Genomic DNA, 18,131 nt, shown 5'->3' on the forward strand with positions numbered 1-18,131 from the left:
ATATGGATATATTAGATCAAGTATTACAAGGAAGAGAGTTTAGCGCAAATGAGCTAGCCAAGCTGTATGAGTATGATATTTTCACCCTAGGACAAGCAGCAAATGCTTTGCGAGAAGAAAAATATGGCAAAAAGGTGTTTTTCAATATGAATCGCCATATCAACCCCACCAATATTTGCGCAGATGTGTGTAAATTTTGCGCATTTTCAGCAAGCAGGAAGAATCCAAACCCCTATGAAATGACCATTGATGAAATCATCGCTCAAACAATCGCTTCGCACAAAAATGGTGCCAAGGAGGTGCATATTGTCTCTGCTCATAGTCCAAATTATAGCTATGAGTGGTATATGAGCTGCTTTGCCGAGGTAAAACGCGCAGTGCCACAAATCCACCTAAAGGCGATGACCGCTGCGGAGGTGGATTATCTTGATAGGAAGTTTGGGGTAGGGTATCAAAAAGTGCTAGAAGATATGGCAAAAGCGGGAGTGGATTCTATGCCAGGTGGTGGGGCAGAGATCTTTGATGAGAAAGTGCGTAAGCATATTTGCTCCGGTAAGGTTAGCTCTAAGCGGTGGCTTGAGATCCACACGCATTGGCACTCCATTGGCAAAATGAGCAATGCTACTATGCTTTTTGGGCATATAGAAAGCCGCGAGCATAGGCTTGATCATATGCTGCGTTTAGCAAATGCGCAGTGTGATAGGCAGATTGTAGAATCCAAAAACGGCGGATTTAGTGCCTTTATCCCATTGCTTTATCAGCGCGATAATAACTATCTCAACGCCCCGACCCCACCCAGCGGGCAAGAGATCATCAAGACCATAGCGATCGCTCGAATCGTGCTAGCAAATATTCCGCATATTAAGGCGTATTGGGCGACTTTGGGCATAAATATTGCACTGCTAGCCCAAGAATTTGGCGCAGATGATATGGATGGGACGATTGAGCTTGAGAGCATACAATCTGCCGCTGGGGCAAAATCTAAAAAGGGTATGAGTGAAGAGATACTTATCCACGCCATAAAAGATGCAGGATTTATCCCTGTGGAGCGCGATAGTCTCTATAATGAGCTACGAGTATGCTAGATGGCAGATGAGCAAGAAAAGACCGAAGCCCCTTCCTCGCATAAGTTAGAAAAAGCTAGGCAGGAGGGCAATGTCGCCAAAAGCCCAGAAGTTAGCGGGGTTGTGGTGATGTTTGTGGGGCTTGCGGTGCTGTTTGTGCTGTTTCCATTCTGGCTAGAAAAGATCCGCGCCCTTTATGTCTATGCCCTTGCATTCCCCAAAGAAGACCTAACTAAAGGCGATGTTACAGAGATCCTTTGGACATTGGTTAGCACGGCTGGGATTATGCTTTTGCCCATTTTTTTGGTGCTTTTGATAGCAAGTGTGCTAGGCAATGTGATGCAGTTTGGATTCTTGCTGACACTTAAGGCGATCAAGCCAAAATTTAGCAAGATTAATCCCATTAGTGGCTTTAAAAATGTTTTTTCTATCAAGAAGCTCATTGATGGAGGAATGATTACTTTAAAGGTTATCGTGGCATTGGTGGTTGGGGGGATTATTTTGGCGTTATTTTTGCACGATATTGCTGGGGTGGCGCATTTTGAGCTAATCAAGCAAGTGCTGTGGTGGCGCGATAAAAGCTTGATTTTAATCGGGGCTATGCTAGGGGTGTTTGCGCTTATGGCGTTGATTGATTATGTGCTAAAGCGTAGGCAATACATCAAAACACTGCGAATGAGCAAGCAAGAAGTCAAAGATGAATTTATCCAGCACGAGGGGAATCCAGAGATAAAAGCACGCATACGGCAAATTATGCGTAAAAATGCGATGAATCGTATGATGAGCGCGGTCCCAGAGGCGAAAGTTGTCGTTACAAACCCTACGCACTATGCTGTGGCAATCGCCTTTGATCTTAAGAGTGATCCTGCGCCAAAGGTCGTGGCAAAGGGTATTGATCACCTTGCTATCCGTATTAAAGATATTGCTAGACAAAATGACATAGAAATCATTGAAAACCCAAAGCTAGCGCGTAGTTTATATAAAGATGCAGAGCTAGATAAAGAAATCCCGCGCGCGTTTTTTGAGGCGATTGTGCAGGTGCTACTTGAAGTAGATCGCCTGCGCTATCTCAAGGGCAAGGAGCCGTATTGGGGGCATAGATCATAGAGAACCTTAAGAAAAATACGCTAGAATGCGAGCTTTACTTTAGGAGATAGAATGCAAAAAACTTCCACAAAAGATTCTGCACATACCACCACTTTGTCGCATAACAATTCGCTAGAGAGTCTCACACAAACAATGGCAGAGCTTGAAGCAATGATTGATTATGCTAAAGATAGTGCGGCATTAGAGCAGGTGCGTATCAAGGCTGTTGGCAAAAAGGGCATTTTGACAGAGTATTTCAGCACGCTAAAATCCCTGCCAGAAGAAGAGAAGAAGACATTTGCCAAGTCTTTAAACGCGTTGCGCAAGAGTTTTGAGGAGCATTTTTCTACTAAGCAAAAAGAGCTAGAAGCACAAGAGCTAGAATCCACTTTAAGCGCGCAAAGAGTAGATGTAAGCTTGTTTAATCTACGCAGTAAGCAAAGCATAGGACACCCGGTCAATTATACAAAAGACAAAATTATCGAGTATTTCACGCGTATGGGCTATGAGCTGTGTGAGGGTCCGCTTGTAGAAGATGATTTTCATAACTTTACCGCGCTCAATCTCCCAGAATACCACCCTGCAAGGGATATGCACGATACTTTCTATTTCCACGATAATAAGCTTTTGCGCACGCACACTTCCCCTGTGCAAATCCGCACAATGCTTGCCCAAAAGCCACCTATTAAGATGATCTGCCTCGGAGAGACATTCCGCAGGGATTATGATCTCACACATTCGCCTATGTTTCATCAAGTAGAGGGGCTTGTGGTCGATAGGGCAGGGGCGGTGAATTTCGCGCATTTGAAGTATATTTTAGAGAGCTTTTTGCGCTATATGTTTGGCGATGTGAAGGTGCGATTTCGCTCATCATTTTTCCCTTTCACAGAGCCTAGTGCGGAGGTGGATATTTCTTGTGTGTTTTGTCAGGGCAATGGCTGTCGCGTGTGCTCACACACTGGCTGGCTTGAGGTGCTAGGGTGCGGAATGGTTGATGATAATGTCTTTAGGGCAGTGGGCTATGAAGATGTCAGCGGCTATGCCTTTGGTATGGGGGTAGAGCGGCTTTGTATGCTAAGTCTTGGCATTGGGGATTTGCGTAGCTTTTTTGAGACAGATTTGCGATTGTTGGAGCAGTTTTGATGATAGTTTCTAGTTATTATTTGTCGTATTTTGTAGATATAGAGCAGCTTAGTATAAGCCAGATTTGCCAGACGCTAAATGATATTGGCATAGAGGTTGAGGGCTGCCATAGACTGCAGATCCCTAAAAATGTCGTTGTAGGCAAAGTCGTAGAGAAGACCCCCCACCCCAATGCCAATAAGCTCAATATCTGTCAAGTTGATATTGGAGAAAAAACGCTGCAAATCGTGTGCGGTGCGAAAAATGTCGCTAAAGATCAGTTTGTAGCCCTAGCACTAGAGGGCGCGAAACTCCCATCAAAAAACGACAATGAAGCGTTTTTTGCCATTAAGCAAAGCACGCTAAGAGGCGTGCAAAGCTGTGGAATGATCTGCTCTGCCACAGAGCTTGGGCTAAGTGTGGTTAATGAAGGGATTATGGTGCTGGATTCTAGTATGGGTGAGCTTGTCTTGGGTAAGGAGCTAAGTGATTATAGCTTTTTCAATCAATATCTCATCGAAGTATCATTGACGCCAAATAGAGGGGATTGTTTATGTGTGCTAGGGATCGCTAGGGAGCTAGCGTGCGTGCATAATCTTATGCTTAAAACGCCAAAAGAGAGAGAATACGGCATAGCTCTTGGGATAGGGCGCGCGATCAATCTCTCCGCAGAATGCCATCTAAAATCAAAGCTTTTGTATAAAGTCGTGCAAATTGATAGCGTGGAAAATGCCCTGCAAGAGCAGATTATGCTCTCGTATAATGGGCTTTTGAGTGATAATGCGCTAGAGAATCACAAGCGATTTGCTATGTATATGAGTGGTGTGATTTTTGATATTTATCCTATCCCAGAGCATACGCAGACCCCGACCGCCCTAAAAGTGCGCCAAGATGAACAGGGCTTTGAATGTGTCTTTGATACACAGGGCAATAAACTTTGTGTCATTGGGGTGAAAAACTACGCTCCCGCACTAGAATCCTACCCATCTCTTGCCATTATCCAAGCAAGCTTTGTCCCACCTGAAGTGCTTGCAAAGGCATTGTTCCAGCATCATATAGAGCAAGATCCTATCACCACTTATCGCTCTGTGCGTGGGAGCAATACAGAGCTGCTAATGGGGATTAGCCTTTTGTGTGAGCTGCTTAATACCTATACGCAGTGTTCTATCTACTCTGGTTTCCAAGAGCTGGATATGGCTGAAGAGAGTGAGCGGTGCTTAATCACTATGGATTTTCACGCGATTTCTCAAGCAATTGGCAAAGATGTGCAAAAAGAAGAGATCGCACGCGTGCTAAAACAGCTTGATTTTCATATTGAAGCAAGCGGTGATGGGGCGTTTTTGCATATCACGCCTCCACCATATCGCCACGATATTGCAAGTGTGCAGGATATTACAGAAGAGTTTTTGCGGATTTATGGGATCAAAAATATCCCATCACTTCCTTACAAAAGTGAGCAAAAGCTCAATGTTACTGACACGCTACTTGCGTATCAGCACAAGCGCGACATCGCCAAACGCGCGATTACGCTTGGATTTTATGAGACTATCCACTATGTGTTTTATCAGCGTTCTAAGTTGCTTGAGTGGGGTTATCAAGTGCTAGAATCCACTCTTGATTTGCAAAACCCAATCACAAGCGAGCTAGACACGCTACGCACGAGCCTTATCCCAGCCCTCTTTGAATCCGCAAGCCGCAATCACAACTTAGGCTTTAAAAGCATTAGGCTGTTTGAAATTGGCAGTGTGTATGATGCCAAACGACAAGAGCGCAAGGAGCTAGGCATTATTGTAAGTGGGCTAAAGACAAAAGAAGCCTACCCCTATCCTAAAGGGGAAAAATGGGATTTTTATAGCTTTGCTAAAGAAGTTAGCGCGATTGTAGGGGATTTCACATTGGTGAAAACGCCCACTCCGCCCAAAAACGCCCACCCGCACATTTGCGCAGATATTATGCAAAATGGCAAGGCTGTGGGGATTATCGCCAAGCTTCACCCAAGCTTTGAGAAAACCTTAGAGCTAGAAGATGCCTTTTATGCGCAAATCCACACCTTGCAAGCTAGCACTAGAGCGCACCCCAAGCCCTATCCAAAGCTACACGCAAATATCCGTGATATTACAATTATCATCGATAAATGCACGCCGTTCCACGCGATACAAGAAGCCATTGAAGCGTTGGAGGTAGAAGATTTGGAGGCAATTTATCCGCTTGATGTCTATGAGGATACGCAGTTTGCACTTACGATCCGCTTGGTATTTAGAGCGCAGGAAAAAAGCCTTACAGAAGAAGAGCTTGCAAGTAGAATCCAGCTAGTGCTAGCGCACTTAGAGCAGCAATTTGGTGCGAAGCTAAAGGGATAGGCTATGATCACAATCGCTCCGGTGAAGCAGGGCTTGCATAAAGAGATAGATTCTATCGCTCCAGATAAGTCAATCTCTCATCGCTGTGCGATGTTTGCTCTGCTAGCTGACTCTCCAAGCATTGTGCGTAATTACTTGCTCGCCCAAGATACGCTCCACACCCTTGAGATCGCTAAAAAGCTCGGGCTAAAGGTAACGGAGCTAGGAGAGAAAGGGGACTTTATCTTCACGCCACCTAGCAAGATTACAGAGCCAGACTCTGTGCTTGATTGTGGGAATGCAGGGACAGCTATGCGGCTTTATACAGGGCTTTTGAGTGCGCAAAATGGCTACTTTGTCCTAAGTGGGGATAAGTATCTACACGCTCGCCCGATGAATCGCGTAATAAAGCCGCTGCAAAGCATAGGTGCGCAGATTTATAGTAGAAATGGCGGCTATGCGCCTCTTAGTGTGGTAGGCAGAGAGCTACTAGGCTTTAACTTTACTAGCGAGATAGCCAGCGCACAGGTAAAATCCGCACTCATTCTTGCCGCGCTTTTTGCCAAGGATTCTAGTGTGTATAGTGAGAGAGAGCACACAAGAGATCATACTGAGCGGATGCTTTGTGGTATGGGCGCAGAGATTACAAGAGATAGCACGCAGGCATTAAGCACGATACATATTACACCTCTAGTGCGCAAGCTAAAGCCGCTTGATATAGTGATCCCAGCGGATCCTTCAAGTGCGTTTTTTTTCGCGCTAGCTGCAGCGATCACGCCAGATTCTAGTGTGCTTTTAAAAAATGTCCTATTAAACCCCACGCGCATAGAAGCCTTTAAAGTGCTAGAATCTATGGGCGCGATTGTTGAGTATCACCACACAGAGTGTGCCTATGAAGAAGTGGGCGATATTTATGTGCAAAGCGCGCCGCTAAGGGCTGTTGCTATTAGTGAAAATATCTCGTGGCTTATTGATGAGCTACCAGCTCTTGCCATAGCATTTTGCTTTGCTAATGGGCGTAGTGAGGTGAGCAATGCCAAGGAGCTTCGCGTAAAAGAGTGCGATAGAATCCACGCGGTAATAAGCAATCTCAAAGCCCTAGGGATCACTTGTGAAGAAAAAGACGATGGCTTCATCATAGAGGGCTTAGGCGATACCCTTTTGGAAAAAACCGCACAAAAATCGCCCAAAGTGGATTCTAGCAATATACCAATTTTTGCTACCGCAAAAAATGTGGATTGCCACGCCACTGCTCACGCAGTGTCTCGCAATGACAGAGACAATAGCCTTTGTGAAAAAGTGGATTCTAGTGTAGTCTTGCGTAGCTTTGGAGATCACCGCATCGCTATGAGCTTTGCGATTATGGGGCTGCGGCTAGGGGCGGTGATTGATGATGAAGAGTGCATAAGTGTGTCGTTTCCTAATTTTTTAGAAATTTTGCGCGAGATGACAGAAGTGCGCTTGCTTGACTAACTAGAATTAAGGAGATAGCGTGGAAGTGAAACTTGCTAGAAAGCTGGGATTTTGCTTTGGGGTGCGCAGAGCCATAAAAATCGCTGAAAAGAACAAAAACAGCTCCACGCTAGGACCACTTATCCATAATTACCAAGAAATCAACCGCCTAAAAAACGACTTCAATGTGGGGCTTAAAGAAACTTATGATGATATACAAGATGGCTCTACACTCATTATCCGCACACACGGCATACCCAAACAAGTGCTAGAATCAATCGCCACAAAGCCTGTGCGTATAGTTGATGCGACTTGCCCTTTTGTAACAAAGCCGCAGCAAATCGTGGAGAAAATGAGCGAAGAGGGCTATGAGGTGGTGATTTTTGGCGATGAAGATCACCCAGAGATCAAGGGCGTAAAAAGCTATGCGAAAAATGGTGCGCTTGTGATAGCAAGCCTAGAGGAGCTGCAGCAGCATAGCTTTAAGCGCAAAAAAGTCGCGCTCATTTCTCAAACAACCAAACAGATAGAAAAATTTAGCCAAATTGCCTGCTATCTTATAGAAAACTGCGCAGAAGTGCGCGTGTTTAATACGATCTGCAATGCGACTTTTGACAATCAACGCGCGTGCAAGGAGCTTAGCAAGGAGGTGGATATTATGATTGTAGTAGGTGGTAAAACTTCTTCCAACACCAAGCAGCTCTTAAACATTGCGCTTGAGCATTGCAAGGATAGCTATCTTGTTGAAGATACAAGCGAGATAGATTCTAGCTGGTTTGTAGGGAAGCAAATATGTGGGATCACTGCTGGGGCTTCTACACCGGATTGGATTGTGCAAGAAGTAGTCGCTTATATCCAAAAGATCTAGCATAGCAGTGGAGAAAGGTATGGCACTTTGTAATAAAAAAGACTTACAGCAAAAGAGTGTAGGGGCGTTTTTCGGGCATACGGCACGCTTGCTTGAGACTTATATGATAAGCCTTCTGCGTCCTTTTGGTATCGGGCTAGAGCAGCTCTGGGTGCTACATATCCTGCATTCAATGGACAAGAAGGTGCGTGTAAGTGATCTTGCACAAGCCTTGCTAAAGGATATTACAACAACATCACGCCTACTCTCCACCCTTGAGAAGAAGGGCTTTATTAGCAAGTATAGAGATCCAAGGGATAAGCGTGTAGCGTATGTGCATATCACGCAAGCAGGGCTACAAAAGCTAGAAGAAGCTTCAGTGCTAAAAGACAAAATGGATATGCTCTTTGATACGGCATTAAGCGAGCAAGACCAAGTCCTTTTGCGTAGTTTGCTTGAAAAAATTGAGAAAGTAGCATTACAATGAAAAAAATCAGCATTTTGTTTTGTGCGGCTTTTTTGCAATTAGGAGTGGCAAAGAGCGTCCCTGTGGAGAGTGCTGAGATTAAGTATGGTGTCTTAAGCAAGGTAGAGAGCTTTGTGGGTAGTGTGCGCTTTAAGGAGACTAGCTCTGTGGCTACTTCCGCGCAAGGTATGGTAGAGGGGGTGTATTTCTCTATCGGTGATAATGTCAAAAAGGGGCAGAAGCTTATCGCGCTAGATTCTGCCCTGCTTTTAGAAGATATTAAAATCAAGCAAGCAAAGATCGCCGATGCACGCTACACACTAGAGCGGCAGAAAAATGAGCTAGAACGCTACAAAAATCTCTTGCAGTCCCAATCCATCTCTATCCAGCAGTATGAAAATCTAGAATATGAAGTCAAATCCCAAGAAGCTAGGATAGAAGCCTTGCTAGGTGAGCTTGCTATCTCCAAAGTCCAAAAAGATCAAAAGATCATCTACGCGCCTTTTGATGGCATTGTCGTGGAGCGGCGCGTGCATAAGGGCGAGTGGGTGCAAGCAGGGGCGGTAATATGCCAGATCCTAAACTCGCGTGATACAGAGGTGATTATTGATGTGCCAAGCTCTGTGGTGCGGACGCTAAAAGCAAAGCAAAAGGTCAAGCTCCATATCGGTGGCAAAGAATATCAAGGCTTTATTTCAGCACTTATCCCCCGTGCTGATACGCTCTCTAGGACATTTCCTGTGTATATTGCTGTGCGTAATGACGGAAGCTTTTTAGATGGTATGGCGGCGCGCGTGCTGCTTGATGTTAGCGGTGGTCAAAAGGGCTTTATTATCCCGCGCGGCAGTGTTGTCTATAAGGATAATAAACCCTATGTCTTTGCTATCCGCGCGCAAAAAGCAGAGCAAATCCCAGTAGAGATTCTAGGCACACAGGATTTTCAAATGCTTGTGCGTGCCAAGCTTACAGAGGCAGATTCTCTCGTGCTGCGCGGGCAGGAAAATCTACAAAATGGCACGCAAGTGCATATCATCGAGCTTAAATAAAGCACGCAAATGAATATTGTCGCATTTTTCCTAACGCGTCCGGTTTTTGCCAGCGTGGTGGCGATATTTATCACGCTTTTTGGCTGTATCGCATTTGTGAAGATCCCCTACCAGCTTCTGCCCCAGACCACGCGCCCTACGATTGGTATCTATACCTACTATGCAGGTGCCTCGCCCTATGAGATAGAAAAGGAGATTATCCAAAAGCAAGAAGCCAAGCTAAAGAATCTCAAAAATCTCCAAACTTTCACTGCCACTATGCGCGATGGCATAGGGATTGTCAATTTAGAATTTGGGCTTGAGAGTGATTTGCGCAGTGCGTTTGTAGAAGTGAGTGCCAAGCTTGAGGAGATCACAGGCTATCCAGAAGGCGTGCAAAAGCCCATTGTCAAAACCACAGGGGAGACAATCCCTGTGAGCGTGTATTTGTTTGTCTCGCTTAAAGAGACTATTTTTTCCATAGATCAAGGTAGGGGCGTTGATAGCGCGATTGATACATATAAAGGCATTATAGAAAGCGAAGTGCTACCCCACTATGAGCGCATTGCTGGTGTGGGAGAGGTGATACTCGCAGGTGGGGTGCAGCCGCAAGTCCAAATCGTGCTAAACACCGCCCAGCTCGCCTTTAATAACATCACTATCCAAGACATCATCAATGCCATAAATAAGCAAAATCACAATATCTCTGCTGGGAGCATTGACTTTGATCAGCATAATTATCGCGTGCAAACCATCGGTGAGTATCGCTCGCTTGATGAAGTGCTAAATACCATTATCCGCGTGCAAAATGGCAAAATCACACGGCTAAAAGACATCGCCAGCGTGCAGCAAGGCTACTCGAGCAAAACAAGCTACAACCGCCACAATCACGAGCAAGTCCTATCAATCCAAATCCGCCCCACCGCAGATGCCAATATCCTTGAAATGACAGAATCCATTAAAGCCCTAACCCAAAAGCTCAATGACCAAGTCCTGCCAAGAGAGCTAGAAATCACTTGGGGGCGTGATCAAAGTGGCTTTATCCTAAATGCCATTAGTCAAGTTAAGCAAAGCGTGCTGCTAGGTATGGTGCTAGCAATCGCAGTGCTGCTGCTATTTTTACGCAATGGGATTTCACTCATCATTTTAAGCCTTGTGATCCCTTTAAGCATTATTGGGACATTTATCGTGCTGCATATCTTTGGCAGGACACTAAATATCATCTCCCTTGCTGGCATATCCTTTGCTATTTCTATGGTGATAGATTCTGCCATTGTCGTGCTAGAATCCATTATCCGCAATCGCGCTAAAACGCCCAACTCCCCCGTAGAATCCACTCTTACAGGGGTGAGAGAAGTCATAGGCGCGCTTTTTGCCTCAAGCATTACGACAATTGCCATTTTTGTGCCAATTTTCTATCTCAAAGATGAAGCTGGGCAGCTTTTTGCAGATATTGGGATAGCTGCTAGCAGTGCGATTGTGCTGGCATTTGTGATTTGTGTGATTATCGTGCCGGCGTTTTTGCTGCTTTTTTTACGCCGCTCCAAGCCCCAGAATCCACTTAGCCAAAGACTTGGCGCATTTGGGCTAAGGTGCGGGGATTATATAATGCGCCTTGTGCATAAATGCGTCCAAAGTGGCAGGGCTAGATTCTACACCATAGCTGGGTTTTTGGGCTTTTGCCTTGTGTTTAGCTACTTCACTTTTCCTAAAACAGACTATCTCCCGCGCGGAGAGCAGAATTTCATCATCGCATATATATCAACAGCACCCGGTCTCTCTTATAATGAAAAGCGTTATATCGTGGATCAAATCAGCCAGCAAATCGAGCCATTTGTTTGCAGATATGAGCGCGATGCTCTTGGGCAGGAGCTTAGAGACACTTGTATAAAATCCCTAGATGCTAGCGAGCAAGAAGAAGTCCCAATGATTAAAAATTTCTATATCGGGGCTGGGAGTTCGATTTCCTTCTATCTCATTGCCCAAGATCCTAAGCAAAGCGGCAAGCTTATTAAGTTTGCCAAACGGGCGATTGAGCAAGTCCCGGGTGTCAGCGGAGTGGTGCTGCGCCAGCAAATCTTTAGCGGGGCTTCAAGCTCGAGTATTGACATCAATGTCAGCGGGGATAATTTAGAGCAAATATTTGCCGCTTCAGCACACATCAAATCGCAGCTTAAGGAGCACTTCAGCGATGTCAATGTCCGCGTGGTGCCGGGCATTGGCACGAATAATCGCGAGATAAACCTCTATCCTAATGATTTTGCTCTGCTAGAAAATAAGCTTGATGTAGCGAGTTTTGGCAATATTGTAAGCGTGCTTCTAGGCGGCAAGTCGCTTGGCAGTGTGAAAATCGATGATGGCTATGTCGATCTTATGCTGCAATCCCAAGAAAATAGAGAGAAAAAAAATTCCCCAGAAGATATTTTATACGCGCCAATTTATGCGCCAAATGGCAAGGTTGTTATGCTAGGGGCGTTAAGCGAGGTAGAAAGCACGCTAGGAGTCTCTACGATCCGCCACTTTGAGCAAAAGCGCAATGTCTTGCTTATCCTAAATCCAAGTGGCAACACACCCTTAGAGGAGTTTATCACAACAATCCGTAAAGAAGTCATCGCGCCCATAGCCCAATCCTACCCAGATCTACATATCACGCTAAATGGCAATGCCGATAAACTTAGCACGCTTAAAAATGAGCTTTTGGGCGGATTTTTGCTAGCGGTGGCGATCACTTATTTGATTTTATGCGCTTTGTATGGGAGCTTTTTTTATCCATTGCTCATTATTGCCTCTGTGCCTTTGGCGGTGAGTGGGGGGCTTATGGGGCTGTTTTTTACCAATCATTTCATCGCCTCGCAAAATCTTGATGTTATGACTATACTAGGCTTTATTATCCTTGTGGGAAGTGTGGTGAATAATGCGATTTTGATCATCTATCAAGCACGGATAAATTTCTACACCTATAAAATGCCTTGGACGCAAAGCGTGCTGGATTCTACCAAAACGCGCCTTTCGCCTATTTATATGAGTATGCTTACAAGCGTGCTGGCACTGCTGCCTTTGGTGGTCTTTGCAGGAGAGGGGAGCGAGATTTATCGAGGGCTTGGCGCAGTGCTTATTGGCGGGCTATTTTTCTCTACGATTGTGAGTGTGTTTATTATCCCGGCGATGTTGTTAAGTATCAAGCCCAAAACCTAGAATCCACTTTTGACAAGGATTCGGCTTTGCGCGATAAAGCAGGGAGCTTGCCTTTTGCTTGTGCGATAGACAATCAGTCTTATCTCCGCGCAAAAGGCGGCGCAACCCTGCTTTTTCATCGCAAATCCTAGAATCCCAAAGCGGTGATGAAACAAGCTTAGACCCCCTAGAATCCACTTTTTGCGTTTAGGCGATTCAGTCTTGGGCGAGCGATGCGGTTGATTTTACAAATTTTGAGCGGTCATTACCGCTAAGGTAACTCCCACTCAAAATTTGTAAAAAACACCCACAGCCCCGCCGCAATTCTTAGAATCGTGTTGAAGTAAAACAGCTTGAAAAAGTGGATTCTAGTCCTAACGCCCTTTTTATCGTCATTGCGAGTCGATGAAATCGGCGTGGCAATCCATATTCTGCGCCAGCAGATAATCATACTAGAATCCACTTTTTGCGATTATAGTGTTTTTATTGCTTATGGATTGCCGCGCTCGTTTCACTCGCTCGCAATGACAGATGGCGTGGAGTGGATCACTAAAGAAGCCTGCGCTTTGCCACGCCTTGCCTTACGACAAAGCTCGCAATGACAGCCCTTATCGTCATCGCGAGCTTTGCGCTAGCAAAGTGTGGCGATCCATAACACAAAAGTGGATTCTAGCCCACACTTGCAGCATAAACTTCTCCTAGAATCCACTTGCGTTTTTTTTTTTTTTTTTTTTGATAGAATCCCAGCTTGCCTTTTGTTTTACAAAAGGGTATAAAAATTTTAGGAGTGTTTTATGAAAGGAATTTTTGTAGGTTTGAGTATGGCGGCTGCTTTGGCGTTGTTTTCAGGATGTGCTTCTACTGCTCCTGTTGGCGCGCTTTATACTGATGCATCTTTGCCCATAACGGCGACTTCTGCTAGTGGGGCTTCTAAGGAAGGTCAAGCGACTTGCACGAGTATTTTAAGCCTTGTAGCCACAGGGGATTGCTCAGTAGAAGCAGCGGCGAAAAATGGGCATATCCAATCCATTAAAAGCGTAGATTCTAAAGTCTTTAGCGTGCTTGGGATTTATAGCACTTATACGACCATTGTCCGTGGCAACTAGCTAGCACAAATGTAGAATCCTGTGCTAGATATATCAGCACAAGCCTAGAATCCACTTTTCAAAGGGGCGATGCAGCTTTGGGTATCCATAGCGGCGATTTTAAGGATTTTCTAAAGAAACATCGCCTAGCGGCGAGCGGTGTCCCTTGTTTTAGGGGAACCGCAGACCTCTAGTCTAGCTCCCCCCTAAAATCCTTAAAAAGCCCCACTAGCAACACCGCAAATCTTAGAATCGTTTTACTCTAAAACTAACTTCAATCCTAGAATCCCAGAGCGGTGATAAAAATCAAGCCCAAAACCTAGAATCCATTGCAGCAGTTGTAGGATCCACTTTTTTATCCCCTACTTTTTCAAACTCAAATAGCCCTGTAACACCCCAATTTTTCATATCTGGGATAGATCCTAGCCCATCTTCATCGATATGTAGCTTGCCATCTTTATACTCCATACATAGCCTTGTATCAAGCCCTACGATATAGCTCATCTCTCTAATCTGGCAGTGCTTTAGTGTATCAATAATCGTTTGTGGGCGATAGACTCTATGGGCATTGAAGCAGACTTTATCGCGCTGCCCAACAGGGACAGATATATACATTTTGCCACCGATTTTTAGCACGCGCTCAAAGGACAGCAGAGCCTTTTCCCAGCCCATAGGGTCGATTGGATCGCCATATCGCCCAAGCCCAAAATGCTCGATACTACATAGCGCGGAGATGGATTCTAGGCTAGAGTCGGCTATTTGCTCAAGATTTGTGGCATCAGCTTGCAGATATTGTAGCCCCCCCCCATTGAGATTTAGAAAGCTTGTGTTTAGGCTAGGCAAGGGGCGGATGTCGATTAGAGTGGTGGGCTGATTAGCCCCTAGGAGGTGGGCGATAAAGCCTGCGACTGATGAGCCTACATCATAGTGGCGTGCAGGCTTTGTAGCTGTAACCTTGCGTGCGCCCCAAATATCTTGGATAAAATAATCGCTATTAGATTCTATGCCTGCGCCATTGTTGGCGTATTTATCAGCGCGACAGATGTAGTCAAACTCTCTGCTTATAGCAAATCGCGTATCAGTATTTTGCGCGATGTAGCTGGCGCGGTCATTTTCTAGCTCGGCTTTGGTCATTTTCTTGCGTGAGATGAAGCCATAGCCTTTGTAGAGAATCATCGCTAAAGAGCTGGATTCTGGCTTTGGGAGAATGGATTTTATGAGAGATTTTAGTGATTGCATTGTGATCCTTTGTGGTGGGGTAGTGTGGGGTGGATTATAGCATAGGATAGTGTTTGTATATTTGTGTGTATCTGCTACAATGCACGCTTGCAATGCGAAATAGAAAGGATAAATGATGAAGATTCTAGTCATACAAGGACCAAACCTAAACCTACTAGGACATAGAGACCCTAGGATCTATGGACCACTTACCTTAGAGCAAATCCACGACAATATGCGCACATTTGCCAAGCAAAGCAACATTTCTTTAGAGTTTTTCCAAAGTAATTTTGAGGGCGAGATGATCGATAAGCTGCAAGAGTGTGTCGGCGGAGAATATGATGGCGTGCTTATCAATCCTGCTGCTTACTCGCACACTTCTATCGCGCTTGCTGATGCGATTATGGCGTGTGGTGTGCCTGTGGTAGAAGTGCATATTAGCAATATCTTTGCGCGTGAAGACTTCCGGCAAAAGAGCTATACCGGCGCGGTGTGTGCGGGTGTCATCACGGGCTTTGGCGCGTATGGCTACCACATCGGGCTTATCTCACTTATCCAAATCATCAGCGAAGTCCAAGCCTTTAAAGCCCAAAATCCCCAAGCCGCCAACGCGCAAGCTAAATAATGTCTTCAAGCAAGCATTTTACACCCCTAGCGCGTCCGCACGCGTTTTTCACCGCTGATGAGAGTGCGCAGTATTTTGAGTGTGGATATAGCTGTGATCACGCGATTTTACTTGTGCTAGATTCTAGGAAGATCTTTTTCACAGACTCTCGCTACACCACTGAGGCTAAAGAGTATCTAGCACGCGGCACGACACTGGTAGAGAGTGCTAATCTGCTAGAATCTATGATTGCTACTTTGAAAAAAGAGCGCGTAAGCACACTATCTTTTGATCCGTTGCAAGTGTGTGTGCAGGAGTATCAAACTCTGCTTGCAAAGCTCCCAAAATGCCGCCTAGAGCCACTGCCAAACTTCCACCAGCAGCTTAGAATCATTAAGACCGATGAGCAAGTCGCCCTAATCGCCAAATCCCAAAAGCTTAATAAAAAGGCATATAAACACTTTGCCACAATGATAGAAAGGCTTGATAATCCCACGGAGCTGTATCTCCACGCCCTAGCGCGCCAAGCTTTGGAGCAAGATGGTAGCTATGCCCTAAGCTTTAATCCAATCCTTAGCATTAACGCCAATGCCGCCAAGCCCCACGCTCTGCCCTGCCAAGATCGCCTAAGCGATGGGGATTTGCTGCTTTTTGATGCGGGGATTAAGTATAAACGCTACTGCTCGGATCGCACAAGGACTGCTTGCTTCACACAAGGTAGAATCCACTTTAGTAAAAAGCAAAAATTTCGCGATACAAAGCTGCAAAAAATCTATGACACCGTGCGCAAAGCCCAAGAGAGTGCCATCACCAATCTACGCGCAGGAATGAGTGGTAAGCACATTGACGCCCTAGCGCGAGAAGTGATTGATAAGGCTGGGTTTGGGAAGTATTTTTCCCATAGCACAGGACACGGCATAGGGCTTGATATACACGAGCTGCCTAGGATTTCTGCAAAAAGCTCGATGATTATTGAAGATGGTATGGTGTTTTCTATTGAGCCGGGCATTTACTTGCCAAATCTTTATGGCGTTAGGATAGAAGATCTAGTGGTCGTGCGTAATGGGCGTGCGGAGGTATTGTAGCACCGCCCCTAGAATCCACTTTTGACAAGGATTCAGCTTGCGGGCTAGAATCGTGGATTGCTTCATCTCACTGCGTCGATAGACCTCTAGTCTTATCTCCTTGCTCGCCTTGCAAAACAAGGGATACCGCTCGCCGCTAGGCGATGTTTCTTTAGAAAGCCACAATTCTAGCCGCGCAATCTTAGAATCCCAAAGCGGTGATGAAACAAGCCTAAACACCCACGGTCCCCACCGCAATGCTTAGAATCGTGTTGAAGTAAAACAGACTTTGTGGAGTAAAATGGGCTTTGTGAAAAAGTGGATTCTAGTGGGGAGAGTGGATTGCTACAAGAATCCTTGCGGATTTTCTCGCAATGACAAGAGATATTTCGCCATCAATATGACAAGAAAATGGCGTTATGCGCAAAAGTGGATTCTAGGAAAAGCTAAATCCTAAAACTAGAATCCACTTTTGAAATAATCTAGCATAAAGACAGAATTATAAAAGTTAAGATTCTATTAAACTTTTTCATTTTACAATCGCATTTATCTTACTAGCTTAGCGCATTAGCATTCTTGAACTTATTGTATGGAGTTGTATATGCCTACCATAGATTCTGCAGATCCCGGGACACTCACACAAGCGCAAGAGCTTATCACTGTGCAAGTTTCATCGGCATTTGTTGATCACGCGTATTTTGGGGTGTTTGTTTTATTTGTCTTGAGTTTTATTGCATTTAATTACACACTTAAAATCCAGCGATTTATCTCACGCAAGCTTGCCAAAAAAAGCAATGAAAAGCTCAAAATGGCTCCTTATGAGTGCGGACCTGTGCCTATCAAGCAGCCAGCAAAGATTTCTCACCATTTTTTCATCATCGCGCTTTTGTTTGTGCTATTTGATATTGAAGTGGTGTTTATGATCCCTTGGGCTGTGGTGTATAAGAGCTTTGTCGCAAGTGGGGCGGGGCTGTTTGTGTTTATTGAAATGCTAAGCTTTGTGCTACTGCTTGTGATAGGGCTAATTTATGCGTGGAAGAAAGGGGCATTGCGATGGCAGAATATGGAGTAAGAGATTTGCAAGCTATGGGCGTGCCTGTCGCACTTGGGACACTTGATAAGCTGCTTAATTGGGGGCGGAGTAATTCACTCTGGCCTATGACTTATGGGCTTGCGTGTTGTGCGATAGAGATGATGGCGACAGGTGGAAGTCGCTTTGATTTTGATCGCTTTGGGACGATTTTCCGCGCTTCACCTAGACAGAGTGATGTGATGATTATCGCCGGCACGCTCACAAAAAAGCACGCAGAATTCACGCGCCGACTCTATGACCAAATGCCCGAGCCAAAATGGGTGATTTCTATGGGGAGTTGCGCAAACACGGGCGGTATGTTTAATACCTACTCTACCGTGCAGGGCGTAGATAGGATTATCCCTGTGGATGTGTATTTGCCCGGTTGCGCACCTCGCCCAGAGACTTTGCAATACGCGCTTTTAGTCTTGCAGCGTAAAATCCGCTCTAGCAAAGCACTGCCACCAAAGGCAAAGCGGATTATATAGGCTAGATTTTAGAGAATTAAGGAGA

At 45.3% G+C, this 18,131-nt stretch carries 19 protein-coding genes; 16 read left to right on the top strand and 3 right to left on the bottom strand.

The annotated features are described in order from the left end of the window. Positions 1-2 precede the first annotated feature (2 nt). The 9 genes from mqnE to NYG90_RS06335 all read left to right on the top strand — a co-directional run bounded on the left by mqnE (position 3) and on the right by NYG90_RS06335 (position 12,596). Entirely contained in the window at positions 3-1,085 is a 1,083-nt protein-coding gene (gene mqnE / locus NYG90_RS06295; RefSeq protein WP_285264849.1) for an aminofutalosine synthase MqnE, read from the top strand. Beyond that, complete coding sequence (gene flhB / locus NYG90_RS06300; protein WP_285257143.1) at positions 1,086-2,171, top strand: flagellar biosynthesis protein FlhB; 1,086 nt, start codon at positions 1,086-1,088, stop codon at positions 2,169-2,171. 132 nt (positions 2,172-2,303) lie between these two features. Continuing rightward, positions 2,304-3,293, top strand: coding sequence for a phenylalanine--tRNA ligase subunit alpha (pheS, locus tag NYG90_RS06305; RefSeq protein WP_285257218.1), 990 nt, complete (start codon positions 2,304-2,306; stop codon positions 3,291-3,293). Further along, positions 3,293-5,632 (top strand): phenylalanine--tRNA ligase subunit beta, encoded by a 2,340-nt coding sequence (pheT, locus tag NYG90_RS06310; RefSeq protein ID WP_285264869.1) that lies wholly within the window; start codon positions 3,293-3,295, stop codon positions 5,630-5,632. The genes pheS and pheT overlap by 1 nt, the downstream gene beginning before the upstream one ends. 6 nt (positions 5,633-5,638) lie before the next feature. Then, positions 5,639-7,084 carry a 3-phosphoshikimate 1-carboxyvinyltransferase gene (gene aroA / locus NYG90_RS06315; protein WP_434062733.1) on the top strand — a complete coding sequence of 482 codons (1,446 nt, stop codon included), beginning with the start codon at positions 5,639-5,641 and terminating at the stop codon, positions 7,082-7,084. Between the two features lie 19 nt (positions 7,085-7,103). After that, positions 7,104-7,931, top strand: coding sequence for a 4-hydroxy-3-methylbut-2-enyl diphosphate reductase (locus tag NYG90_RS06320; protein WP_285257145.1), 828 nt, complete (start codon positions 7,104-7,106; stop codon positions 7,929-7,931). A gap of 19 nt (positions 7,932-7,950) precedes the next feature. Next, a complete protein-coding gene (locus NYG90_RS06325) occupies positions 7,951-8,397 on the top strand; it encodes a MarR family winged helix-turn-helix transcriptional regulator (RefSeq protein ID WP_285257146.1) in 447 nt (148 codons plus the stop codon). Further along, a complete protein-coding gene (locus NYG90_RS06330; RefSeq protein WP_285257147.1) occupies positions 8,394-9,422 on the top strand; it encodes an efflux RND transporter periplasmic adaptor subunit in 1,029 nt (342 codons plus the stop codon). Before NYG90_RS06325 ends, NYG90_RS06330 begins: the two co-directional genes overlap by 4 nt. A 9-nt stretch (positions 9,423-9,431) precedes the next feature. After that, a complete protein-coding gene (locus NYG90_RS06335; protein WP_285257148.1) occupies positions 9,432-12,596 on the top strand; it encodes an efflux RND transporter permease subunit in 3,165 nt (1,054 codons plus the stop codon). Here NYG90_RS06335 and NYG90_RS06340 read toward each other — a convergent pair. Beyond that, positions 12,573-12,773: a hypothetical protein gene (locus tag NYG90_RS06340; RefSeq protein ID WP_285257149.1), complete on the bottom strand. Its 201-nt coding sequence runs from the start codon at positions 12,771-12,773 to the stop codon at positions 12,573-12,575. The two genes, NYG90_RS06335 and NYG90_RS06340, sit on opposite strands and share 24 nt — an antisense overlap. Before the next feature lie 155 nt (positions 12,774-12,928). Between NYG90_RS06340 and NYG90_RS06345 the strand changes: the two genes are divergently transcribed. Together NYG90_RS06345 and NYG90_RS06350 are read left to right on the top strand one after the other, a co-directional pair. Continuing rightward, on the top strand, positions 12,929-13,177 hold the full coding sequence (locus NYG90_RS06345) for a hypothetical protein (protein WP_285257150.1): 249 nt from the start codon (positions 12,929-12,931) through the stop codon (positions 13,175-13,177). A gap of 192 nt (positions 13,178-13,369) precedes the next feature. Continuing rightward, positions 13,370-13,681, top strand: a complete 312-nt coding sequence (locus NYG90_RS06350; RefSeq protein ID WP_115011977.1) for a TRL-like family protein — start codon at positions 13,370-13,372, stop codon at positions 13,679-13,681. A 285-nt stretch (positions 13,682-13,966) separates the two neighbouring features. On the opposite strand, the gene NYG90_RS06355 is transcribed toward NYG90_RS06350, so the two are convergent. Continuing rightward, positions 13,967-14,899 carry a DUF268 domain-containing protein gene (locus NYG90_RS06355; protein ID WP_285257151.1) on the bottom strand — a complete coding sequence of 311 codons (933 nt, stop codon included), beginning with the start codon at positions 14,897-14,899 and terminating at the stop codon, positions 13,967-13,969. Between the two features lie 115 nt (positions 14,900-15,014). On the opposite strand from NYG90_RS06355, the gene aroQ reads away from it, so the two are divergent. Continuing rightward, complete coding sequence (aroQ, locus tag NYG90_RS06360; RefSeq protein ID WP_115011976.1) at positions 15,015-15,503, top strand: type II 3-dehydroquinate dehydratase; 489 nt, start codon at positions 15,015-15,017, stop codon at positions 15,501-15,503. Then, positions 15,503-16,567 (top strand): M24 family metallopeptidase, encoded by a 1,065-nt coding sequence (locus tag NYG90_RS06365; protein WP_285257152.1) that lies wholly within the window; start codon positions 15,503-15,505, stop codon positions 16,565-16,567. Before aroQ ends, NYG90_RS06365 begins: the two co-directional genes overlap by 1 nt. Here NYG90_RS06365 and NYG90_RS06370 read toward each other — a convergent pair. After that, positions 16,529-16,804, bottom strand: a complete 276-nt coding sequence (locus NYG90_RS06370; RefSeq protein ID WP_285257153.1) for a hypothetical protein — start codon at positions 16,802-16,804, stop codon at positions 16,529-16,531. The two genes, NYG90_RS06365 and NYG90_RS06370, sit on opposite strands and share 39 nt — an antisense overlap. A gap of 43 nt (positions 16,805-16,847) precedes the next feature. On the opposite strand from NYG90_RS06370, the gene NYG90_RS06375 reads away from it, so the two are divergent. The 3 genes from NYG90_RS06375 (at position 16,848) to NYG90_RS06385 (ending at position 18,106) form a co-directional block, all read left to right on the top strand. Beyond that, positions 16,848-17,003: a hypothetical protein gene (locus NYG90_RS06375; RefSeq protein WP_285257154.1), complete on the top strand. Its 156-nt coding sequence runs from the start codon at positions 16,848-16,850 to the stop codon at positions 17,001-17,003. A gap of 144 nt (positions 17,004-17,147) precedes the next feature. Continuing rightward, the gene (locus NYG90_RS06380) at positions 17,148-17,618 is read left to right on the top strand and encodes an NAD(P)H-quinone oxidoreductase subunit 3 (RefSeq protein WP_434062730.1); all 471 of its coding nucleotides are present in this window, start codon (positions 17,148-17,150) and stop codon (positions 17,616-17,618) included. Continuing rightward, positions 17,600-18,106 (top strand): NuoB/complex I 20 kDa subunit family protein, encoded by a 507-nt coding sequence (locus tag NYG90_RS06385; protein ID WP_285257155.1) that lies wholly within the window; start codon positions 17,600-17,602, stop codon positions 18,104-18,106. Before NYG90_RS06380 ends, NYG90_RS06385 begins: the two co-directional genes overlap by 19 nt. Positions 18,107-18,131: the final 25 nt, after the last annotated feature.

The sequence above is a fragment of the Helicobacter zhangjianzhongii genome, from assembly GCF_030249855.1.
Taxonomy (GTDB): Bacteria; Campylobacterota; Campylobacteria; order Campylobacterales; family Helicobacteraceae; genus Helicobacter_B; species Helicobacter_B zhangjianzhongii.